Below are 19,626 nucleotides of genomic sequence, written 5' to 3' on the forward strand. Positions count from 1 at the left end.
CGCCTCGCGATTTGTCGAATCGAGTTCGACTTGTATAGACAGGCGATGAAGAGCGTCGAGCCAGCGTCCGTTTCATCCCCCCGCTACGCCGCGATCAAGCAGTTCCTGACCGGCGCGATCCGCGACGGGACGCTCAAGCCCGGCGACCGGGTCGCGTCCGAAGCCGAACTGGTCTCGCAATTCGGCGTATCGCGCATGACCGCGAACCGGGCGCTGCGCGAACTCCAGGCCGCGGGCGTGCTCGTGCGGCGCGCAGGCATCGGGTCGTTCGTCGCCGAACCCAGGCCGATCGGGCATATGATCGAGATCCGCAACATCGCCGACGAGATCCGCGCGCGTGGCCATGACTATCGCGCGCGGGTGATCGGGAACGACGCGGAAAAGGCGACGCAGGAAACCGCCGCGCTGCTCAACGTGCCGATCGGTACACGCCTGTTCCGCTCGATCATCGTCCATCATGAAGCGGAATTTCCGATCCAGCTCGAGGAACGCATCGTGCTGGCGTCGATGGCGCCCGATTATGGCGACACGGACTTCACGCGGACGACACCGAACGAATATCTGACGCGGATCGCGCCGCTGGAACGGGTGGCGCATCGCGTGCAGGCGACCATGCCCGATGCGCGCACCCGCAGCCTGCTGGGATTGAACGAAGGCGAACCCGTGCTGCTGCTGACGCGCCAGACATGGAGCCGCAGTCGCCTGGTTTCCTATGCCTGGCTCACTCATCCCGGCAGCCGCTTCGAACTGTCCGCGTCCTTCGTCGTCCCCAACGAATAGGTCGCCCTACTCTGCCGGCACCGGTTTCACGCGAGGCTTGCGCCGCCGCAGCCAGCGGAAATCGGTGCGGCTGAAGCTCTTGAACAACAGATAGAAACCCGTGCCGGACAGCCAGAGCGTGCCGAAGGCGACGAAGATGATCAGCGGGTGATTGAAGCTTTTCCGCCCGACATAATCCATATTGTGGAGCATCCAGAAAAAGTCCCAGGTCCGCCAGGTATCGCCGCGCATCACCAGGAACCGGCCCGTCTCCGCCGAGACATAGGCGCTGCTGCTGGCCGCATCGGCGAAATTGACCCGCCACATCGGCCCGGCATGATCGCGCGCCTCCAGATTGGGCTTCGCCAGCACTTCGACGCTGCGGACGGGCGCGTCGTTCATCATCGTCGCGACGGTCCGGGCCAGGCCGGCATCGACCTTCACCGGCGTGCCGTCGACGGCGTCGGCCAGCCGGATACCGTTCGCCGTGCGCAGCTCATAGACCGGACGCCCCCCCAGATCGCGCAGCGTGACGCCGGACACGGCCCCGATACCCGCGATCTGCGACGGCGCGATCAATGCGGCATCGGCGGGCAGCGGGTGGACATGCGCCATTCCCATATCGTGCCCGCCGACCGCGTCCTTATCGAGCAGCGCCATCACAGCACCGCTCAACGCCCATAGGCAGAATTGCAGGCCGAGGATCAGCCCCACCCATTTGTGGATGCGGCGGAAGAACAGGGGAGAGAAGCGAATGCGTTTCATGCCGCGGCCTTCTTCTTTTTCCGGCGACCGGAGAACGACCAGAGCAGCAGCCAGGCACCGCTCAGCGCCATTGCGAACGCGCTCCAGGTTGCGACCCGAAGGAGCGGATTGTTGACGTCGGTACGGTCCCGATAGTCCATGATGTGGAGCATCCAGGCGAAATCGAAGACCCGCCACAGCATATGCCGGCGCGAGATGAGTTCGCCCGTCGCCGGAGCCAGATACAGAGTCGGCCGGTTCCAGCCCGCGAACTCGACCTGCCAATAGGGCGGCTTGCGCGCCTGCATCTCGCGCGGGGCCTCGGTCAGCAGCCTGACCGAGACGATCTCGCCGCTGCCGGTATAGATCCGCCGCGCCTGTTCGCGGATCGCCTGTTCGTCGAGCGGCGCCAGCCGCTCGCCATTGCCCGCGTCGTAAAGCGCCGGTCCGTCCGGGGTCTGGGCCCGCCAGACCGTGCGGCCGAGCAGTTGCTGCAGGCGGACTTCCGACGTGCCGGGCACCTCCGCCGCGATCCGCGACGGCGGCACGAGCGCGGCCAGATCATAGGTGCGGCCGGCCGGCGCCCGCACCAGATGATCGCCATGGATCGTGTCGATATGGACGACGACCATGTAAAAGCCGGTCAGCGTCCACAGCACGACCTGGATGCCGACGAACAAGGCGATCCATTTGTGCGTGCGCCTTACGACGAGCGGCCAGCGTATCCCTGCCACGATGCCCGCCCCGTTCAGAACGCGGTCCGGAAACCGACATAGAATCGGCGCCCGAGCAGGTCGTAGGTCATGGTATCGGTGTTCGCATCGGTGAAGCTCTTGATATAGGGCGCCTTCCTGTCGAACAGATTGTCCGCGCCGATCTGGAAACGCGTCTTCTCGTCGATTTCGAACGCCAGCTGGATATTGTGGTAAAAGACGTTCGGTGTCTTGTAACCGATATCCTTTGGCGCCGCGTTGAAATCGGTCGCCTTGCCTATCCATTGGGTCGACCAGGTCGCGCTGATGCCGTCCTTCTCCGCCGTCAGCACGCCATAACCGCGCCATTTCGGATAGCCGCCATTGCCGCCGCCGATATGGCCGTCGAACGGGATCAAATTGCCGCCCGGGAACGGCAGCACCTCATATTTGTTGAGCCAGGTCGCATTGAGGTCGAGCGAGATCGCGACGTCGCCGATCGTACGGTTGTAGACCAGGCCGAGATCGAGGCCGTTCATCCGTTCACGTCCGGTATTGATCGGTTGCGCGGATAGATAGGTCACTTCGCCGGTCAGCGGGCTGCGCGTGAAATCGTCGCAGAATTCGCTCGAGAGATTGGTGCTGGCATAACAGACGGCGAGCTTGGTCGATCCCGGGATCGCCCGGATCGCATCCTTGATGTCGATATCGAACCAGTCTGCGGTCAGCGACAGGCCCGGCACCAGATTCTTCGGCTGGATCACCGCGCCGATCGTCCAGGTGGTCGAGCTTTCCGGCTTCAGATTCTGGTTACCGCCAGCGGTCGTCAGGATCGTCGTGCCGAGCTGGACATAATTGGCGGGAACCCCGGATGCCCGGCAGTTCGCGATCAGCGTCGCATTGCCGCTCGTCGAATAGCGGCTGCACGGATCGGTCGTCGTCAGATTGCCTTCGGATACGCCGCCGAACAATTCGGGCACGTTGGGAATGCGGAAGCCGGTGCCATAGGTGCCGCGCAGCCGGAAACCGTCGTCGATCATCCAGTCCGCGCTCAGCTTGTAATTCCAGTCGCCGCCGAACAGGTCGTAGTTCGAATAGCGCACCGCGCCGTCCAGCGTCAGCGCCTTGAAGAAGGGCTGGTTCGCCAGCACCGGCACCGAGAGTTCGAGATATGCTTCCTTGGCGGTGCTCGAGCCCGAAATCGGATCCTGCTGGTTGGTGTTGGCGACGCCGAGCACGGTCAGCGGATCGGGATCGCGCCAGCCCTTTTCCTTGCGATAGACCGCGCCGGTCGCGAATGAGACCGCGCCGGCGGGAAGATCGAACAGGCTGCCTGTCAGGTCGGCAGTGACCGTCGCCAGTTCGTTGCCGCCGCGATCGCGCGAGGTGAACAGGATATAGTCGAGCACCTGTGGGGTCAGGTCGCCGAAACCGAGATAATCGCCGCACGGGATTGCGGCGCCGGCGGCCAGGCTGCATTTGCTCGTGTCGAGCGAATTTGCGACGCGTTCGAGGTTCGCGACATTGGTCGATCCGTCGACCGCGGTGTTGCGGCCGAAGCTACCCGCCACTTCCCACGACCAGTCGTTGGAGAATTTGCCGCGCAGGCCGAACGTGCCCTGCCAGGTATCGGTTTCCTGGAAGAACTGGCGCGGACCGGGCTCGGCAAGCCGGCGCTGGATCAGGACGATGTTCTGCCCCGTCGGATTGGTGGGATTGCTTGCCGAGATCGACAGATTGCGCAGCGTCCCCGGCGTCGCGATCTGGTTGGATTTGCGGTAGGTGTAGAGGAATTCGCCGAACGCCTCGATATTGTCGTTGAGGTCGTAATCGGCGAAGAATGCGGTGCTGACGCGCTCGACCGGGCTGACCGCGTTCAGGAACGGCGCCGAATTGAAATTATGCTTGGCCGCGCTGTAAGGCTCGAAGAAATTGCCGTTTCCGCCCGGCACCTGATTGAAATTGATCTGCTGGCCATTGGGCAGCACGGCACGGCCACCGACTGTGGACGCGCTGTTCACGCATGACAGCTTGCCCGGCGTCGTTTCCGCCAGCGAGCACGGCGCGCGGCTCGCCATGTTGACCGCGCTCGTCTTCTGATAGGTGACCGCCGCCATGAAGCCGCCACGGTCGTTGCGGATGCCCCAGATCAGATCGGCCGTGAAATCCGAACCGTCGCCACGCTCGCTGATGCCGTAGCGCGCATTGACGCCAAGCCCTTCATAGTCGGTGCGCGTCACCAGATTGACCACACCGGCCATCGCATCCGCGCCGTAGATCGCCGATGCGCCGTCCTTGAGCACATCGGTACGTGCGAGCGCGACGACCGGGATCATGTTCAGGTCGGGCGACGAGTTCGCGCCGGTTCCACCCGCGACGAGACGACGGCCGTTGAGCAGCACCAGGGTGCGCTTGATCCCGAGGCCGCGCAGATTGACCTGCGCCGTGCCATAGCCGTTGCCCGTCCAATAGGCCGAGGTCTGGTTGCCCGCGAAGCCCGCATTGGCGGGAAGCCGCTGAAGCACCGTCTCGATATTGGTGACGCCGGTATTCTCGATCTGCTCCGCTGAAACGACGGTGGCGGGACCGACCCCGGCAAGATCGGGACGGCGGATGCGCGATCCGGTGACGATGATATCGGTGCCCTGCGCTTGCGCGCCGTCAGCTGCCGTATCGGCCGCCGCCTGATCGGATTGCGCAAAGACCGGCGTGGAAATCCCGATGACCAATGCCGCTCCGACAAGCAGCGTCGTTCTCGTCTTCATATCAAAGCCCCCTGTTTCCCATTGTGATTTCCGGCAGAGAGCACTGGTTGTATATACAGGTCAATATAGATTCTTCGTTTTAATTCAAATAGTTATATTCACATCCAGAAGTCGCAACCGGTACCATCAATACGCAGGCAAAGCCGGTACCCCTCAATTTCGGTGGAAATTTCCGCACCGGCGAAGAATTGGGCGCGCAACGGCCCAACCCCGCCCGAAAACGGGCGCGACCGAAGACGAACCGAGCGCGTGAAACGACTCGGACTCAGTGCTGTCATCCGATGCCGATCGGCAACTGACGTCCGATCCAGCTAGGCTAACTCATCCTGTCATTCCCGCGAACGCGGGAATCCAGCTTTTCCGTGAAGCATCAGAAAGAAGAAGAAGCGGGATTCCCGCTTTCGCGGGAATGACAGGATGGGTGGTGTGATCAGACCCTAGCCGGCCGCGTCGAGCGCCTGCGCGAGGTCCTCGAGAATATCGTCGATATGCTCAAGCCCGATCGACAGGCGGACATAGCCGGGCGAAACGCCGGTCGCGATCTGGTCTTCGGCCGAGAGCTGCGAATGGGTGGTCGATGCCGGATGGATTGCCAGGCTGCGGGCATCGCCGATATTGGCGACATGGTAGAAGAGTTTCAGCGCATCGATGAACCGGCTGCCCGCCGCCGAACCGCCCGCCAGCTCGAACCCGAGAAGCCCGCCGAGCCCGCCGGTCAGATAGCGATCGGCGCGCTCGCGCTGGGTGCCGGTCTGGAGCGACGGATGGATCACCCGCGTCACGTCCGGCCGCGCGGACAGGAATTCGACCACCTTCAGCGCGTTTTCGCAGTGGCGCGGCATGCGCAGCGGCAGGGTCTCGACGCCCTGGATCAATTGAAAGGCACTGAGCGGCGACAATGCGGCGCCAAGATCGCGCAGCAGGACTGTGCGCGCGCGCAATATATAGGCGATCGGCCCAAGCGGTTTGGCCGCCTGTGCCCAGACCGCGCCGTGATAGCTGGGATCGGGGGTGTTGAGCAGCGGCTGGCGTTCGGGAAAGGCTTCCCAGTCGAAATTGCCGCCATCGACGATCATGCCGCCGATCGAGGTGCCGTGGCCGCCGATATATTTGGTGGTCGAATAGACGATGATCGCGGCGCCATGGTCGAGCGGCCGAGCCAGCAAGGGGGCTGCGGTGTTATCGACGATCAGCGGGATACCCAGCGGTCGGCCGACCGCCGCGATCTCCGCGATCGGGCAGACGACCAGCTTGGGATTGGGCAGGGTCTCGACGTAAAAGGCGCGCGTGCGATCGTCGGTGGCGCGGGCAAAGGCCTCTGGATCGGCGGGATCGACGAAGCGGACCTCGATCCCCATGTCGCGCAGCGTGTTGGCGAAGAGATTATAGGTGCCGCCGTACAGATCGGTGCCGCTGACAATATTGTCGCCGGCGCGCGCCAGATTCTGGATCGCATAGGCGGATGCCGCCTGCCCCGAAGCGACCGCCAGCGCCGCGGCGCCACCCTCGAGCGCCGCGATGCGCTGCTCCAGGATGTCGGTGGTCGGATTGCCGATACGCGTATAGATATTGCCGAGTTCCTTGAGGGCGAACAGGTTCGCGGCATGTTCGGCGCTCTGGAACTGATAGGATGTCGTCTGGAAGATCGGCGGCGCCACCGCGCCCGTCGTCGGATCGGCGCGCCAGCCGGCGTGCAGGGCGAGCGTTTCGGGGCGATAATTTCCAGCAGCCACCAGCCATTCTCCTTCTTTGATCGCTCCGGGTTAATGGGAGATTCGACGGAGCGCCAGAGGCGGAACGCCAAAGCGTGAACGATGATCAGGCGACCCCGACAGACCCAAGCAGGCGCGTCTCGACATCCGCCACCCGACCGTCGCCCGATCGCCATCCCGGACCGCCCGCCAGACCGTCCATCGTGCCGAGATAATCGAGCGCGGTGCGGATATGCCGACGATCGATGCGCCCCGGCTGCAGCAATTCCATCAGGTCGGTCAGGAATATGACGAGCATCTTCATCCGGACCAGCCTGAAATCCTGCCGGCGGCCGAGCATGTCGAAAAGGCCGGCGGCCTGGATGAACCAGCGCCCATCGCCCCTACCGTCCGGATCGCTGCGCAAGATATCGAAGAAACTGCCGAAGTCGACCAGGTCGAGATCGGCGCCATGCGCCATCATGCGATGGCCGATCGCCTGCAATTCCTCACGCCGGATCACGCAATCGCGCCAATCCTCCGCAAGACGATGCTGGTTGATCGCGCCGCCCGAGATCGCGTCGCGGATATTTCCGAGGCAACTTTCCAATGGGCCGTCGCCGTCCGGCGAATGCACGCCGATCGCCGCCAGATCGCGCCGATAAAGTTCCAGCCAGCCGAAAAGCGCGCAGAAGCGATAGATGCTGCTGGCGAAGCGATATTGATGATGATGCGGGCCAGTCGCGGCCTGCGGCTCGCGGACGAAATCCGCCCTGAGCAATTCATATCCTGCCAGCCTTTCGGCCGGGCCCCTGTCGTCGCGCGACAGGCTGTAAAGACGATCGCCCAGTTCCTGGGCAGCGAGAAAGATCGAGGTTCGATAACGGTTCCGGACCTCCTCCAATGCATGGCGCGATACCCTCGGTCCGGCCACACGAACGTCGATCGCGTCCTTGAGATAGAGCGCCGCCAGGCCGCCGAGCACAGTCACGACGAAACCGAGCACAGCCAATATCGACGGTGCCCCAAACCCCATTCCGAAAATCACAACGCGCTCCCCACCGGCTCTGCCAGCTACCGACCCCCGGCAATCGCAACCGGACGCAAGGGATGACAGCGACCGATAAACAATCCCTTGCGGCGATCTCAAACGGAACAATCTCCATTCTCGATCCATTGCGGGGAAAGGCACCCGATCATCGAAAGATCGGTGCCGTACTTTGACAGCGAAAAATCACGTTGATATCAACCATTATCAGAATGAGCCGTAGGAGCGGATGATGTCGGCAGAACCTTCCCTGATCCCGGCCAGAGAGCTGGCAGCGCGCAACCCGGCGCAATTTCCCAACGAAAGCGTCGAATATCGCGCGGCGCGCAATGCGCTGCTCGCCGAGGAGATCGAGCTGCGCCGCCATATCGAGCGCGTCGCCGAACAGCGGCGACGGCTTCCTGCCGGCGGCAAGCTACCCAAGGATTATCGCTTCGTCGGCGAGCAAGGCCCGGTGACGTTGAGCGCGCTGTTCGGGGACAAGGATACGCTGGTGGTCTACAGCTATATGTTCGGGCCGCAGCGCGAACGCCCCTGCCCGATGTGCACGTCGTTGATGGCGTCATGGGAAGGCAAGGTTCCCGATATCGAGCAGCGCGTGGCGCTGGCGATGGTCGCGCGCTCGCCGATCGAACGGCTGATCGAAGCCAAAGAGGCGCGCGGCTGGCGCCAGCTCAAAGTCTATTCGGACGGAGACGGCGATTTCACGCGCGCTTATGTCAGCGCCGAGGATGCCGATATGCCCGGCTATACCGTCTTCACGCGGCGCGACGGCACGATCCGCCATTTCTGGAGCGGCGAGATCGGCGGCGGCATGGCCGATCCGGGGCAGGATCCGCGCGGCGCGCCTGATCCCGATCCGCTCTGGACCTTGCTCGACACGACGCCCGAAGGACGCGGCACCAACTGGTATCCGAAGCTCGGCTATGACTGATCCGCAGCGGATCGACCGGGCATCGCGCGTCATCCGCGCAGCGCCGGAGACGATCTGGCGCGCGCTTGTCGATCCAGTCGCGCTGATGGCCTGGCGCCCGCCGGCGGGCATGACGGGCAGGTTCGACAGCTTCGACGCGCGCGAAGGCGGCACCTATCGCATGACGCTGACCTATGACGATCCCGGATCGGCGCACGGCAAGAGCTCGGAAGATGCCGACACCGTCGACGGGCGGTTCACGGAACTGGTGCCGAACAAGCGCGTCGTCGAACTGGTCACCTTCGATTCCGACGATCCCGCCTTTTCGGGCACGATGAAGATCACGACCAGCCTGACCCCGGTGCCCGGCGGCACCGAAGTCGCCATCGCCTGCGAGAATGTGCCCGATGGCATCAGCCCCGAGGATCATCAGGCGGGGATGAGCTCGACGCTCGACAATCTGACCGCCTATGTCGAGTGAAGCGGCGCGCTGACCGCTGATGCAGGGCGCGGACGCCGGGGGATCGATGACGCCTCCTCTTCATGGTCCTGGGTCTCGCCGAAATGATCCTCGACGGTGCGGCCATCGTCGCTGCGGGCGTCGCGGAACAGGAAACCAATGATCTCGTGGAGCCAGACGCGCCGACCCATCCGGTAATACCACCGGATCGCGTGACGGATCTTCGGATCGGGATTCCATATCCAGCGGCGCAACGAACGCGGGCGGAGCTGGGCGATCGCCTCGATCGCCTTCACCCACAGGAACAGACGCCATGGCGGCATCCGCTCCATCGCCAGCACCTGATGCTTATAGTCCCAGCGGGTGCGATCGGGCTGGACGACGCGACGGTCCTTTGCGTGACGGTAATAGGGCGTCCAGCGATGCGGCGTTACGTAAAGCGCCTGGATCTGGTCCGGATCATAGGAGATGAGCTGGCGCAGCCCGCGCCACAGATCGGCGTCGGTCTGGTCGCCGAACCCGGCGACCCAGGTCGCCATCGACAGGATATTGTACTGGCGGAGCAGGCGGATCGCCTCTCGATCGGCGGTGGTAGTACCGCCCTTCCTGATCAGCTTCAGCGTCGCTTCGTCGGTATTCTCCATGCCGAGCAGGAAACGCTCGAACCCCGCCTTCTTATACAGATGCAGGATATCGGCATCGCGGACGATATCGTCGGCACGCGTCGAGCCGACCAGCGTCACGCTGATATCCTCGGCGATCAGCGCTTCGAGAAAGGCCCGCCACGGCTTGCGGCCAGCGCTGGGATTCTCATCGGCGAAATTGAACACCTCGACGCCGTGGACACGGTGCAGATATGCGACCTCCGCGGCCAGCTTCACGGGACCGCGGTGGCGCCAGCGCGTCCAGAAGCCGCGCTGACCACAATAGGTGCACAGATGCGGGCAACCACGTGAGAACTGGATGACGACGGCGCGCTTGCCGCCCCAATAGCTGTAGCGCGCATGGTCGATCAGTTCCCAGCCGACCCGATAGGCGTCGAGATCGGTGATCACGGGCGCGGCCGGGGTCGCGACGGGCATGCCGTCGTGGCGAAAGGCGATACCGGGAATTGTGTCCAGCGGCTTACCATGTTCCAGCGCATGCATCAGCCGGCGCGCCGTCTCCTCCCCCTCGCCGCGGACCACGGCATGGACATAGGGTTCGTCGCGCAGCACCTCTCGCCAGAAATAGGTCGGATGAACGCCGCCATAGACGATGCGCGCCGCGGGCAGCGCCCGGGCCACCATCGCCGCGACCCGCGCGATGACGGGATGGCCGGATGACGAACCCGAATGGCCGAACAATACGGCATCGGGCGCGAGCCGCGTGACCGCCATTGCCAGGTCCGCGATCGGCATGGGGCCGAACTCACCGTCGATCAATGTCACGCAATGACCATCGTCGATGAGCGGCCCGCCCACGCTCAGCAAGCCCAGAGGAGGAAGCTGCTCGCGCGGAATACGGCTACCGATCGCGGGATGGGGAACATTGACCAGCACGATACGCATTACCGATCTCCCTCAGCCGCGACGCGACGGGAATGACAGGGCAAGGTCGAGCGGTGATGTGCGGGATGTGGAAAGATCGTGCAGGTGCGGGCACGCTTCGTCATTGCGAGCGGAGCGGGCCGAAGGCGGCCGCAGGCCAACCAATCCAGGGATGCATCAACACTCTGGATTGCTTCGTCGCTACGCTCCTCGCAATGACAACGAGTTGCAGAGGCGAACGATAAGACGCTTGCGCTCGCGCCCGTGCGAGCTCTTCACTTCTTCCCCTTCGCCCCGATCAGCTCGTCGAGCATGAACTCACCGCCCTCGCGGTACAGGTCGGTCAGCGTGTCGAAGGTCAGGTACATGTCGTGCGTCTCGTTGGGGATGACGCGTTCGACCATCTTCACCGCCGGGCGCTTGGCGCGGAGCAGATCGGCAAGCACGATCGACTGGTTGAAATCGACGTTCCGGTCGTCGTCGCCCGCTGCGATATAGACGGGAGAAGTCCATTTGCCGGCATGCGCCATCGGCGAATGCGGATATCCGCCTTTCAGGAAATCGTGCACGCCCGCCATGTCGAAGCCCACGGCGAACACGTCCGAATTGCGCGCCAGCGCCTGTGCGGTCAGGTAACCGCCCCAGGACAGGCCGTAGATGCCGATTTTGCCCACTTTCAGATCGGCCCGCGACTTCAGATAGTTGGCGCCGCCCAGCACATCCTTATATTCGCTGGCGCCGGCATCGCCCCAGCCGGGCGCATTGCGGAACGCGTGGCCGCGCATGATGCTGCTGCGATATTCGACCGAGAGCACCGCGCAGCCGCGATCCGCGAAATACTGGTTCATCTCGTACAGGTTCGAATAGGCGTCCATATAATGATAGCCGAGCAGCATCTGGCGCCGGATGCCGCCATGGACATAGACCACGCCGCAACCGCGCGGCTTGCGCGGCACGAAGAGCTGGCCGAACGCGGTTTCGCCATCGGTTCCAGGGAAGCTCACCGCCTGTGGCTCGACCATCGCGCGCGCGGGATAGTCCGCCGGAATCGCCGGCAAAGCGGATGCGGCGCTGCGGCCATCGGCATCCCGGACGGTCACGCGCGGCGGATTGACCCAGCCTGCATCGATATAGGCGAGCCGGCCCTGCGCCAGCGGTGTCCCACCCCATTGGCTGGCGGGGCCCTGGGTCAGTGCCTGCGGCGCACCGCCGTCAAACGCGACCGACGACAGATGGCGCCGATCGAGATCGCCGATATTGTGGCTGTAGATCAGGCTGCGGCCGTCATAGGCGAGCGCGGCGGATTCCACTTCGCCCTCGCCCGGCGTCAGCAGCACTGCATCGCCGCCACGCTCGGGGATCGCATAAAGATGGCGCCAGCCGTCACGTTCCCAGACAAAGCCGATCCGTCCCGTTCGTGACCAGAAAAGCTGGTCGGCGCGGATGCCGGTATTGGTCGCATCCTGTGTCAGCCCGTAAAAGGCCGAGCCCATGCCGGTCTGAGCCTGCCACAGCCGGCGCGGCGCGGCACTCTGCGCGCCCGCATCGCCATCCACGCTCCAGATCGACCAGGGTTCGGCCGAAACATAGGGGCCTTCATAACCGATGCCGAGAAAGGTCGGCTGTTTCCCCACCGTGCGGCGAAAGGCGACGCTGCGCCCGTCGGGCGACCAGACAGGGCCGGCATCGACCGCATCCGCGGGTTTCGAAATGGTTCGACGATCGAGCGTCGTCAGATCGAACAGCTCGATATGGCCGGCACGCTCGAACGCGAGCCTACGTCCATCGGGCGAGAAGCGAAGATTGGCGGTCGTGCCCGGCAGCAGCAGCGCCGCTTCGCCGCGCGTGAGGCCAAGCGATGCACTCATCAGCCCGCGTCCGGTGCTCCAGACGATGCGCGCGTCGTCGGGTGAGATTTGCAGGTCCTCGCCCGTACCCAGCAGTTCCGGTGTCGCCGTGCCATCGGTGCGGACCATCCAGATCTGGCGCGACGGCGCTTCGGGTGTCGAGCGCGGATTGGGAATCTCGCCTTTGTTGTTGGCGGGCCCGCCGCGCGCATAGACGAGGATGCTGCCGTCACGGTTGAGCGCTGCATCGGACAATTCATGGCCATCATCGTCGGGATAGACGGCGGCAGTGCGCGGCGCTTCGCCCAGCCGCATGAAATAGATGGCACGCTTGCGTCCCTCACGCGAAACATAGGCGATGGAGCGGCCATCGCCCGAGGCCTGAGGCTGATAGACGAGCGGCGCGCCCAGCACTGCCTCGATCGGGAAGCTGCCGTGGTAGCGCGAGGGCGGCGACGCCGGACGCTCCGCCGCGGGACGCGGTAGCGTCAGCCTGGTATCGGCACGCCCGAGCGCCTTGCGCGTGAACGAGATCGTGCGGCCGTCCGCCGACCAGCGCGGGTCCACGTCGCGCGCAAAGGCGGGTTCCAGATAATCGATGCGGCCGGCGCCGAAATCGAACAGCGCGATATAGCCCCAGTCCGCCTGGCGCGCCGCGACATAGCCGCCCGTGACATGGCCGCCGCGCGGATTCTCGAAGGCCAACGCATTGCCGTCTGGCGAAAAGACCGGATTGCGCACGCCGCCGCGGATGGTGAAGGCGATCCTGGGCACGCTCCAATTGCCGGTAGCGGCATCGCGCTCCGCCAGCCAGAGCCCGTTGCGTTCGTCATTGGGCCAGACGGCGCGCTCGCCGCCGGGCGAACGAAGCGCGTCGGTCGGAACGGAGGTGGCGGCGGTGCCATGATCGCCCGGCGCGGCACCGACGGCGACCGGAGCGAGCAGCAGCGCCATGGCCGACGCCCCGGCCCAAAGAAAGCTGCCGTGCCTGTTGCGATGCATGAAATTCCCCCGCCGCGATTCCGATGGAACGGCCATGGGCCGTTCGGCCCTCTGCCTGCGCCCGATTAGGCCCGAGCGAACCTCAGCCGTCAACGATTTGATGATCGGAGAAACGCCTGTGGCGGATCAGCTTTCCGGTTCGATCCCGAGCCCGACCAGCAGACGCGAGACCATATTGTACGATGCGACGATCATCATCAGTTCGAAGGTCGCAGCGGGCTCGGGGAAATGCAGCCGCACCGCTGCCATCGTCGCAGCATCGATCTCGACATTGCGACTGCTCTCGTCAGCCAGCGAAAGCACCGCGCGCTCGGCCGCATCGAACAATCCATTGTCGACAGCAGCCGCGGCGACATCTTCGAGCGCGTCGAGCTGCGCCTGGCTACCGCCGGCGTCGAGGAACGGCCCGCGATGATGATGGAATTCATAGTCGGCGCCGTTGATGCGCGCGACCGCGCAGATCGCCAGTTCGCGATGGCGGGCAGAAATCGCCGGGCTTGCGCGAACCTGCCCCATCAGCGCACTCCAGCCCGAAGCGATGGCCGGGCTGTGGAGCAGCATCCGGTCCAGGTTGAGCAGATGCCCGCCGCGCCGGGCCCGGATCGCAGCCACGACGGGTTCCGCATCGGCGTCGTAATCGTCGCAATAGATTATGGCGGGCATCGACGTCCTCTCCGTGCGTGGCAGTCCACAACTCGATGACAAGCATCTCTGTCAGCGCGGCGCCAATCCTGCAGTCGGCACCACGCGCGCAGACGCCGTGGCGCGGGCAACGATCGTGCCGTCGGGCGCAAGCAACTGCCCTTCGAGAAAGGCGATCGTCTTGCCGAGCTGGACGACGCGGCCTTCGCCGGTGAGCGGGCCGGGCCGCGCGGGCGCCAGGAAACTCACATTGAGGTCGATCGTCGCGGTATAGTGCGTGCCTCCGGTCTTCACGAGCACCGCCGGCCCCAGCGTGTCGTCGAGCATGGCGGCGAGGAAGCCGCCCTGAATATTGCCCGCCGGGTTGCAGAATTCAGCGCGGCCGTCGAAACCGACACGGATGGTACCCGCCTCCCCGTCTTCATCGAGCAATTGCCAGCCCAGCGTCTGCGCACAGGCCGGTGTCGGAAATCCATCGAAAACGCTGGCCGTCATGAGCACCTCCTCGCCATCGGTGCCAGCATGGCACCTACGGGGCGGCGCGTCATCCGATGTCAGGGCTGGAGCTCGACATTGTACGACATGGCGAACTCCATGAACTTCATCGCCGATGCCATGTCGGCGGATTTCCAGCGCACCGAACGCGCGCCGGTCCGTTCCACATTGGGCAGATAGGCCAGCAGTTCGGCCGGGCGATAGAAATGGAAAGTCAGGTCGATCGTCACCGGCTGCATGACCTTGGCCGGCTTGAGTTGCGGGATCTTCTGGACGGCCTTTGCCGCGGCGGCGCGGATCAGCCGCTGCGCTTCGGCCGGCACCAGATTCTCGGCGGCATGGAAACCGACATTGCGCTTCACCACCACGGTCTCCGCGCCGGGGATGACCGGCGCCAGTTCCTCGACCGCGGCGTCGTCGCCCGTCGCCAGGATCACGGGCACGCCATATTGTGCGGCCAGTGCGGCGTTCATCGACCCTTCGGAAGCCGGCACGCCGTTCAGTTTCACTTCGGAAATGCGCGCGCTGGAGAAAGTATGCGCACGTACGCCGCGCGGGTTGGACGCGCCGGCGTGATAACCGATGAAGATCGCACCGTCGAAACGGCCATTCTGGATACCCTCCATCATCATCAGCGGGCGCGGGCTGCCGCGGATCAGACGGACATCGGCGGGCAGGTCCTCGATCAGGATATTCTGCATGTCGCCATGCGCATCGGCGACGATGAATTCGGTCGCGCCGGCTTCACGCGCGCCGGCGATCGCGGCGAGCAGTTCGTCGGTCATGATCTTGCGCTGGCGCTGATAATCGATGCCCGTTCCGGTGATCTGATTGGGCGTCACCGCCCCGGCAATGCCCTCCATGTCGATCGAGATGAAGATGCGGCGGCCCTGCGCCTGGGATTGGGCGGGCTGTATCGCCGCGATCATTGCGATGCAGGGCATGGCGACTGCCAGAGCAGCCTTGCGCAGCCCCCGTGCACGCTGAAGATTCTGCGATCGGTTCGACACGGCGACTCCCCCTCGATGGATTATTGGTGGTCTCAGTAGCATTTCCGTTGCGCTTTTCCATGCGGGAATGGCATTTTCACAATCAGCGAATCAATTCCGAAATTCGAAACAATCCAAGAGGGGCAATATGACGCTGACGATACCGCGCGTGATGCTGGGCGCATTGCTGCTTGCAGGCAGTTCCACCCCGGCGCTGGCCGACCGGTTCGACAGCGTGCGCGCTGCCATTCGCGAACAGCTGACCGAAAAATCGGTCCCCTCGGTCGCGGTCGCGGTGATGCAGGACGGCAAGGTCGTCTGGGAGGAAGGTTTTGGCTGGGCCGATCGCGAAAAGCGGATCCCGGCCGACGAACACACCATGTATTCGCTCGCCTCGATCTCGAAGCCGATCACCGCCACCGGACTGATGACGCTGGTCCAGGCCGGCAAGGTCGATCTCGACAAGCCCGCCAACGATTATCTTGGCGTGGGCAAGCTCACCGCGCGCGTCGGCGACGTCCGCGGCGCCACCGTCCGCCGCGTCGCCGGGCATACCGCCGGCCTGCCGCTGCACTTCCAGTTCTTCTACGCAGATGAGCCCGTGGCCCGGCCGCCGATGGACTATACGATCCGGAGCTACGGCAATCTCGTGACCGCCCCGGGCGAGAAATATCAATATTCCAATCTCGGCTTCGGCGTGCTCGACGAGATCATCAGCCGGGTCTCGGGCGTCAGCTATGCCGACTTCATGCGCCGCGAAGTCTTCATACCGCTCGGCCTCACGCACACGTCGGTCGATATCGGCCCCGGCCTCGAACGCTTCGCCGCAATGCGCTACGGCAAGGACGGCGAACCTGTTCCCTTTTACGAGTTCGACCATCCCGGCGCTTCGGCAGTGTTTTCGAGCGCGCACGATCTGGTGCGGTTCGCGGGTTTCCATCTGAAGGATCATCTGTCGGGCCAGAAAGCGATCCTGAGCGACACGTCGATCGACGAGATGCACCGCCCCGTCGATCCGCAGGCGGTACGCGAAGACGGCAGCGGTTATGGCGTCGGCTTCAACGTCCGCACCAAGGACGGGTATCGCGTCGTTTCGCACAGCGGCGGCATGGCCGGCGTCGCGACGCTCATGCAGCTTTTCCCCGATCGAAATCTCGCCGTGGTGGTGCTGACCAATTCGAGTAGCCCCGCGCCGCGCATCATCGCCGACAAGATCGCCGCGATCATGCTGCCGGGCTGGAAACCGGCGCCGATCGCACCCGAAGAACCGAAGACGCCCGCTTTCGCACCGTCCTCCGATCTGGTCGGAAACTGGAAGGGGACGCTGACGACGCCGACCAAGGCCATGCCGGTCGAGCTGACTTTCCAGCCCGACGGCCAGATCCGCGCCAAATTCGGCGATCAACTGCCGACGTTGGTTTCAGAGGCGAGCTTCGACAAGGGCTATTTCGACGGCGATCTCAACGCCCGCATCCCCAACCCCGAAACGCTGCGTTACAGCTATTCGGTGCATCTCTCGCTCAAGCTACGCGGCACCACGCTCGACGGCGCGGCCACTGCGATCGGCGATGGCGACAATCAGCGCGTGCGCAATGCGTTGACCCACTGGATCTCGCTCAGCAAGCAGCCCTGACGGCATCAGCCCGCCGCGCGGGTGCGCAGTCGCCAATTGGCGATATGCGCACCCGCGAGCAGCAGGCTTCCCGCGACGGTCAGCGCGGTTTCGGTCGCTGCCCGGCTGGTGAACAGCGCGCCGATCGTCATCAGCACCAGCCCGGCAATGCCGGTGAAGACGGGCACGAGCGCGCCATGACGGCGATGGCCGCCCGCCAGCGCGACTGCGCTGGTCGGAATCGCTGCAGCAAGCACCAGCAGATGAAATCCCTCCGGCAAGTCGAGCGTGCGGGCGAGTGCCGGCAGCGCCGCGATCAGGATCGGCAGTGCCAGACAATGGATCAGGCATAACAAAGACGCGCCTACCGAAAGGCCATCCAGCCAGCCATGCCCTGATCCGATCCGCCGTTGCATGCGGCGCAGATGATACTTTATATCATTGATTGCAAGAGGGCTGTGTCAAGATTCGGTGTGGCGGACGAAAGGCGGCGCAAGCAAGCGATAGAGCATCGCCACAAGGGCATCAGACGGTGAAGCCTGAAGCTTTAGGGCACCAAGATGATCGCGTGACGACAGTGAAACGAGAGCCTATGTCTGAAGGCCCCAATCGAAGGGACTCCCATGCAGCCGCTCCGCGCCCTGATCCTCGCGTTCCTTCTCATCGCGGGGCCCGCTGTCCATGCGCAGCTTCCGCCCTTCCCCGCCGCATTCCACGCGCAGGAGATCGCGACCAACGGCACCACCATCCATGTCCGCGTCGGCGGCAAGGGCCCCGCTGTGGTTCTGCTCCACGGCTATGGCGAAACCGGAGACATGTGGGCGCCTCTGGCGGTCGAACTGGCGCGCGACCATCAGGTGGTGGTGCCTGACCTGCGCGGCATGGGACTCTCGACGAAACCCGCCGGCGGTTACGACAAGAAAACGCAGGCGGGCGACATTGCCGGCATACTCGACACGCTCAAGATCGAGCGGGCGGACCTCGTCGCACACGATATCGGCAATATGGTCGGCTTCGCCTTTGCTGCGCGGCATCGCGCGCGCGTCACACGGCTGGTATTGATCGACGCACCGGTGCCCGGGATCGGCCCGTGGGAGGAGATATTGAAGAACCCGCTGCTCTGGCATTTCCGCTTTGGTGGGCCCGATATGGAGCGGCTGGTCGCGGGACGGGAACGCATCTATCTCGACCGTTTCTGGAACGATTTCTCCGCCGACCCCAAGCATTTCAGCGAAGCGGCGCGCCGGCATTATGCGGCGCTCTATGCCCGCCCCGGCGCGATGCATGCGGGCTTCGCGCAATTCGCCGCATTCGACCAGGATGCGATCGACAATCGTGCCATGATCGCGTCGGACGGCAAGCTGACCATGCCGGTTCTCGCACTGGGCGGCGAAAAATCGTTCGGAACGACGATGGCGGCCGTGATGCGCGCCGGCGCCACCGACGTGACCGAGGGCGTGGTCCCCAATTCAGGCCATTGGATCATGGAGGAGAATCCCGAAGCGACGATCGCTCTCGTCCGCGGGTTCCTGGATCGCAAGCCCTAGCTGAGCACGGGACCGGGCGGCACGGTCCGGCTATTGGGTGGTTTTCCGGCTTTTCCCGCGCGCAACCGGTTTGATCCGGATATAGACGCCGTGCCCTGCCCGGCGTTCGATCTCGAACGCGCCTGTCTTCTCCACCAGATCGCCGAGTTTCGCGAAACCATAGGTGCGTGGGTCGAAGTCGGATGTGAGCACCGAGAGCCGCTGACCGACGCCACCCAGGGCAACCCAGCCATCCTCTCCGGCCAACTGTGCGATCGCGGTCTTGATAAGTGCGGTCGCTGCGGTCGGCGGGCGGGTGACCGATGCCGGGCGCGCGTCGGGCTTTTCGGGCTGATCGGGCGCCGGCGCCTCGGGCAACAGATTCTCGGTATAGATGAAGCGGCGGCAGGCTTGGCGGAAACTCTCCGGCGTCTTCTGTTCGCCGAAACCATAGACATCGACGCCCTGTTCGCGGATCCGCGCCGCCAGCCGGGTAAAATCGCTGTCCGACGACACGAGGCAGAAACCGTCGAAGCGCGCGCTATGGAGCAGATCCATCGCGTCGATCACCAATGCGATGTCCGACGCGTTCTTCCCCGAGGTATAGGCAAAATTCTGGTGCGGCATGATCGCATGGGTGGACAATATGTCGGCCCAGGATTTCAGCCGCGTGCCCGAGAAATCGCCATAGATGCGGCGCACGCTTGCTTCGCCGATCTTTGCGATCTCCTCGAACAGGCCCGGTGCGATCCGGGCGGATGCATTGTCGGCGTCAATCAGGACGGCCAGGCGCGGCGCGCGAGGTTCATTTGCCATGCCCTATCATGCCTCACGCGAGGCTGCCGCGCCATGCTCAACCGCGCTCGATTTTCGGTGGTCGCCCCATCCCGGCTGTGGCACCCCTGCCATCGA

17 protein-coding genes are annotated in these 19,626 nt (G+C 64.3%); 5 read left to right on the plus strand and 12 right to left on the minus strand.

Features of this window, described 5'->3' with window-relative positions; all coding sequences use genetic code 11:
• Positions 1-45: 45 nt before the first annotated feature.
• Entirely contained in the window at positions 46-780 is a 735-nt protein-coding gene (gene hutC / locus AC3WN8_RS16570) for a histidine utilization transcriptional repressor HutC (protein WP_492670561.1), read from the plus strand.
• A 6-nt stretch (positions 781-786) separates the two neighbouring features.
• Here the strand turns inward: hutC and AC3WN8_RS16575 are convergent, their stop codons facing one another.
• From AC3WN8_RS16575 to AC3WN8_RS16595, 5 genes are all read right to left on the minus strand, one after another.
• Positions 787-1,524, minus strand: coding sequence for a PepSY domain-containing protein (locus AC3WN8_RS16575; RefSeq protein WP_492670562.1), 738 nt, complete (start codon positions 1,522-1,524; stop codon positions 787-789).
• Positions 1,521-2,237 (minus strand): PepSY domain-containing protein, encoded by a 717-nt coding sequence (locus AC3WN8_RS16580; protein ID WP_492670563.1) that lies wholly within the window; start codon positions 2,235-2,237, stop codon positions 1,521-1,523. The genes AC3WN8_RS16575 and AC3WN8_RS16580 overlap by 4 nt, the downstream gene beginning before the upstream one ends.
• A 14-nt stretch (positions 2,238-2,251) precedes the next feature.
• Positions 2,252-4,960, minus strand: coding sequence for a TonB-dependent receptor domain-containing protein (locus AC3WN8_RS16585; RefSeq protein WP_492670564.1), 2,709 nt, complete (start codon positions 4,958-4,960; stop codon positions 2,252-2,254).
• Positions 4,961-5,397: 437 nt separating this feature from the next.
• Complete coding sequence (locus AC3WN8_RS16590) at positions 5,398-6,693, minus strand: O-acetylhomoserine aminocarboxypropyltransferase/cysteine synthase family protein (RefSeq protein ID WP_492670565.1); 1,296 nt, start codon at positions 6,691-6,693, stop codon at positions 5,398-5,400.
• Between the two features lie 85 nt (positions 6,694-6,778).
• Entirely contained in the window at positions 6,779-7,687 is a 909-nt protein-coding gene (locus AC3WN8_RS16595; RefSeq protein ID WP_492670566.1) for a hypothetical protein, read from the minus strand.
• 244 nt (positions 7,688-7,931) lie between these two features.
• Between AC3WN8_RS16595 and AC3WN8_RS16600 the strand changes: the two genes are divergently transcribed.
• A complete protein-coding gene (locus AC3WN8_RS16600) occupies positions 7,932-8,633 on the plus strand; it encodes a DUF899 family protein (protein WP_492670567.1) in 702 nt (233 codons plus the stop codon).
• The gene (locus AC3WN8_RS16605; protein ID WP_492670568.1) at positions 8,626-9,093 is read left to right on the plus strand and encodes an SRPBCC family protein; all 468 of its coding nucleotides are present in this window, start codon (positions 8,626-8,628) and stop codon (positions 9,091-9,093) included. Before AC3WN8_RS16600 ends, AC3WN8_RS16605 begins: the two co-directional genes overlap by 8 nt.
• On the opposite strand, the gene bchE is transcribed toward AC3WN8_RS16605, so the two are convergent.
• The 5 genes from bchE to AC3WN8_RS16630 form a co-directional block, all read right to left on the minus strand.
• Complete coding sequence (bchE, locus tag AC3WN8_RS16610) at positions 9,081-10,622, minus strand: magnesium-protoporphyrin IX monomethyl ester anaerobic oxidative cyclase (RefSeq protein ID WP_492670569.1); 1,542 nt, start codon at positions 10,620-10,622, stop codon at positions 9,081-9,083. The genes AC3WN8_RS16605 and bchE overlap by 13 nt on opposite strands.
• A gap of 254 nt (positions 10,623-10,876) precedes the next feature.
• Entirely contained in the window at positions 10,877-13,450 is a 2,574-nt protein-coding gene (locus tag AC3WN8_RS16615) for a S9 family peptidase (protein ID WP_492670570.1), read from the minus strand.
• A gap of 126 nt (positions 13,451-13,576) precedes the next feature.
• Positions 13,577-14,113 (minus strand): carboxymuconolactone decarboxylase family protein, encoded by a 537-nt coding sequence (locus AC3WN8_RS16620; RefSeq protein WP_492670571.1) that lies wholly within the window; start codon positions 14,111-14,113, stop codon positions 13,577-13,579.
• A gap of 51 nt (positions 14,114-14,164) precedes the next feature.
• Positions 14,165-14,587 (minus strand): PaaI family thioesterase, encoded by a 423-nt coding sequence (locus AC3WN8_RS16625; protein WP_492670572.1) that lies wholly within the window; start codon positions 14,585-14,587, stop codon positions 14,165-14,167.
• A gap of 59 nt (positions 14,588-14,646) precedes the next feature.
• Positions 14,647-15,597, minus strand: a complete 951-nt coding sequence (locus tag AC3WN8_RS16630) for a M55 family metallopeptidase (RefSeq protein WP_492670573.1) — start codon at positions 15,595-15,597, stop codon at positions 14,647-14,649.
• Between the two features lie 127 nt (positions 15,598-15,724).
• Between AC3WN8_RS16630 and AC3WN8_RS16635 the strand changes: the two genes are divergently transcribed.
• Complete coding sequence (locus AC3WN8_RS16635) at positions 15,725-17,209, plus strand: serine hydrolase domain-containing protein (protein ID WP_492670574.1); 1,485 nt, start codon at positions 15,725-15,727, stop codon at positions 17,207-17,209.
• A gap of 5 nt (positions 17,210-17,214) precedes the next feature.
• On the opposite strand, the gene AC3WN8_RS16640 is transcribed toward AC3WN8_RS16635, so the two are convergent.
• Entirely contained in the window at positions 17,215-17,604 is a 390-nt protein-coding gene (locus AC3WN8_RS16640) for a MerC domain-containing protein (RefSeq protein WP_492670575.1), read from the minus strand.
• A 207-nt stretch (positions 17,605-17,811) separates the two neighbouring features.
• Here AC3WN8_RS16640 and AC3WN8_RS16645 point away from each other — a divergent pair, with 207 nt between their 5' ends.
• Entirely contained in the window at positions 17,812-18,735 is a 924-nt protein-coding gene (locus tag AC3WN8_RS16645; RefSeq protein ID WP_492670576.1) for an alpha/beta fold hydrolase, read from the plus strand.
• 30 nt (positions 18,736-18,765) lie between these two features.
• On the opposite strand, the gene AC3WN8_RS16650 is transcribed toward AC3WN8_RS16645, so the two are convergent.
• On the minus strand, positions 18,766-19,530 hold the full coding sequence (locus AC3WN8_RS16650; RefSeq protein ID WP_492670577.1) for an NYN domain-containing protein: 765 nt from the start codon (positions 19,528-19,530) through the stop codon (positions 18,766-18,768).
• Positions 19,531-19,626: the final 96 nt, after the last annotated feature.

It is taken from the genome of Sphingobium sp. FW305-3-2-15-F-TSA7, assembly GCF_058787155.1.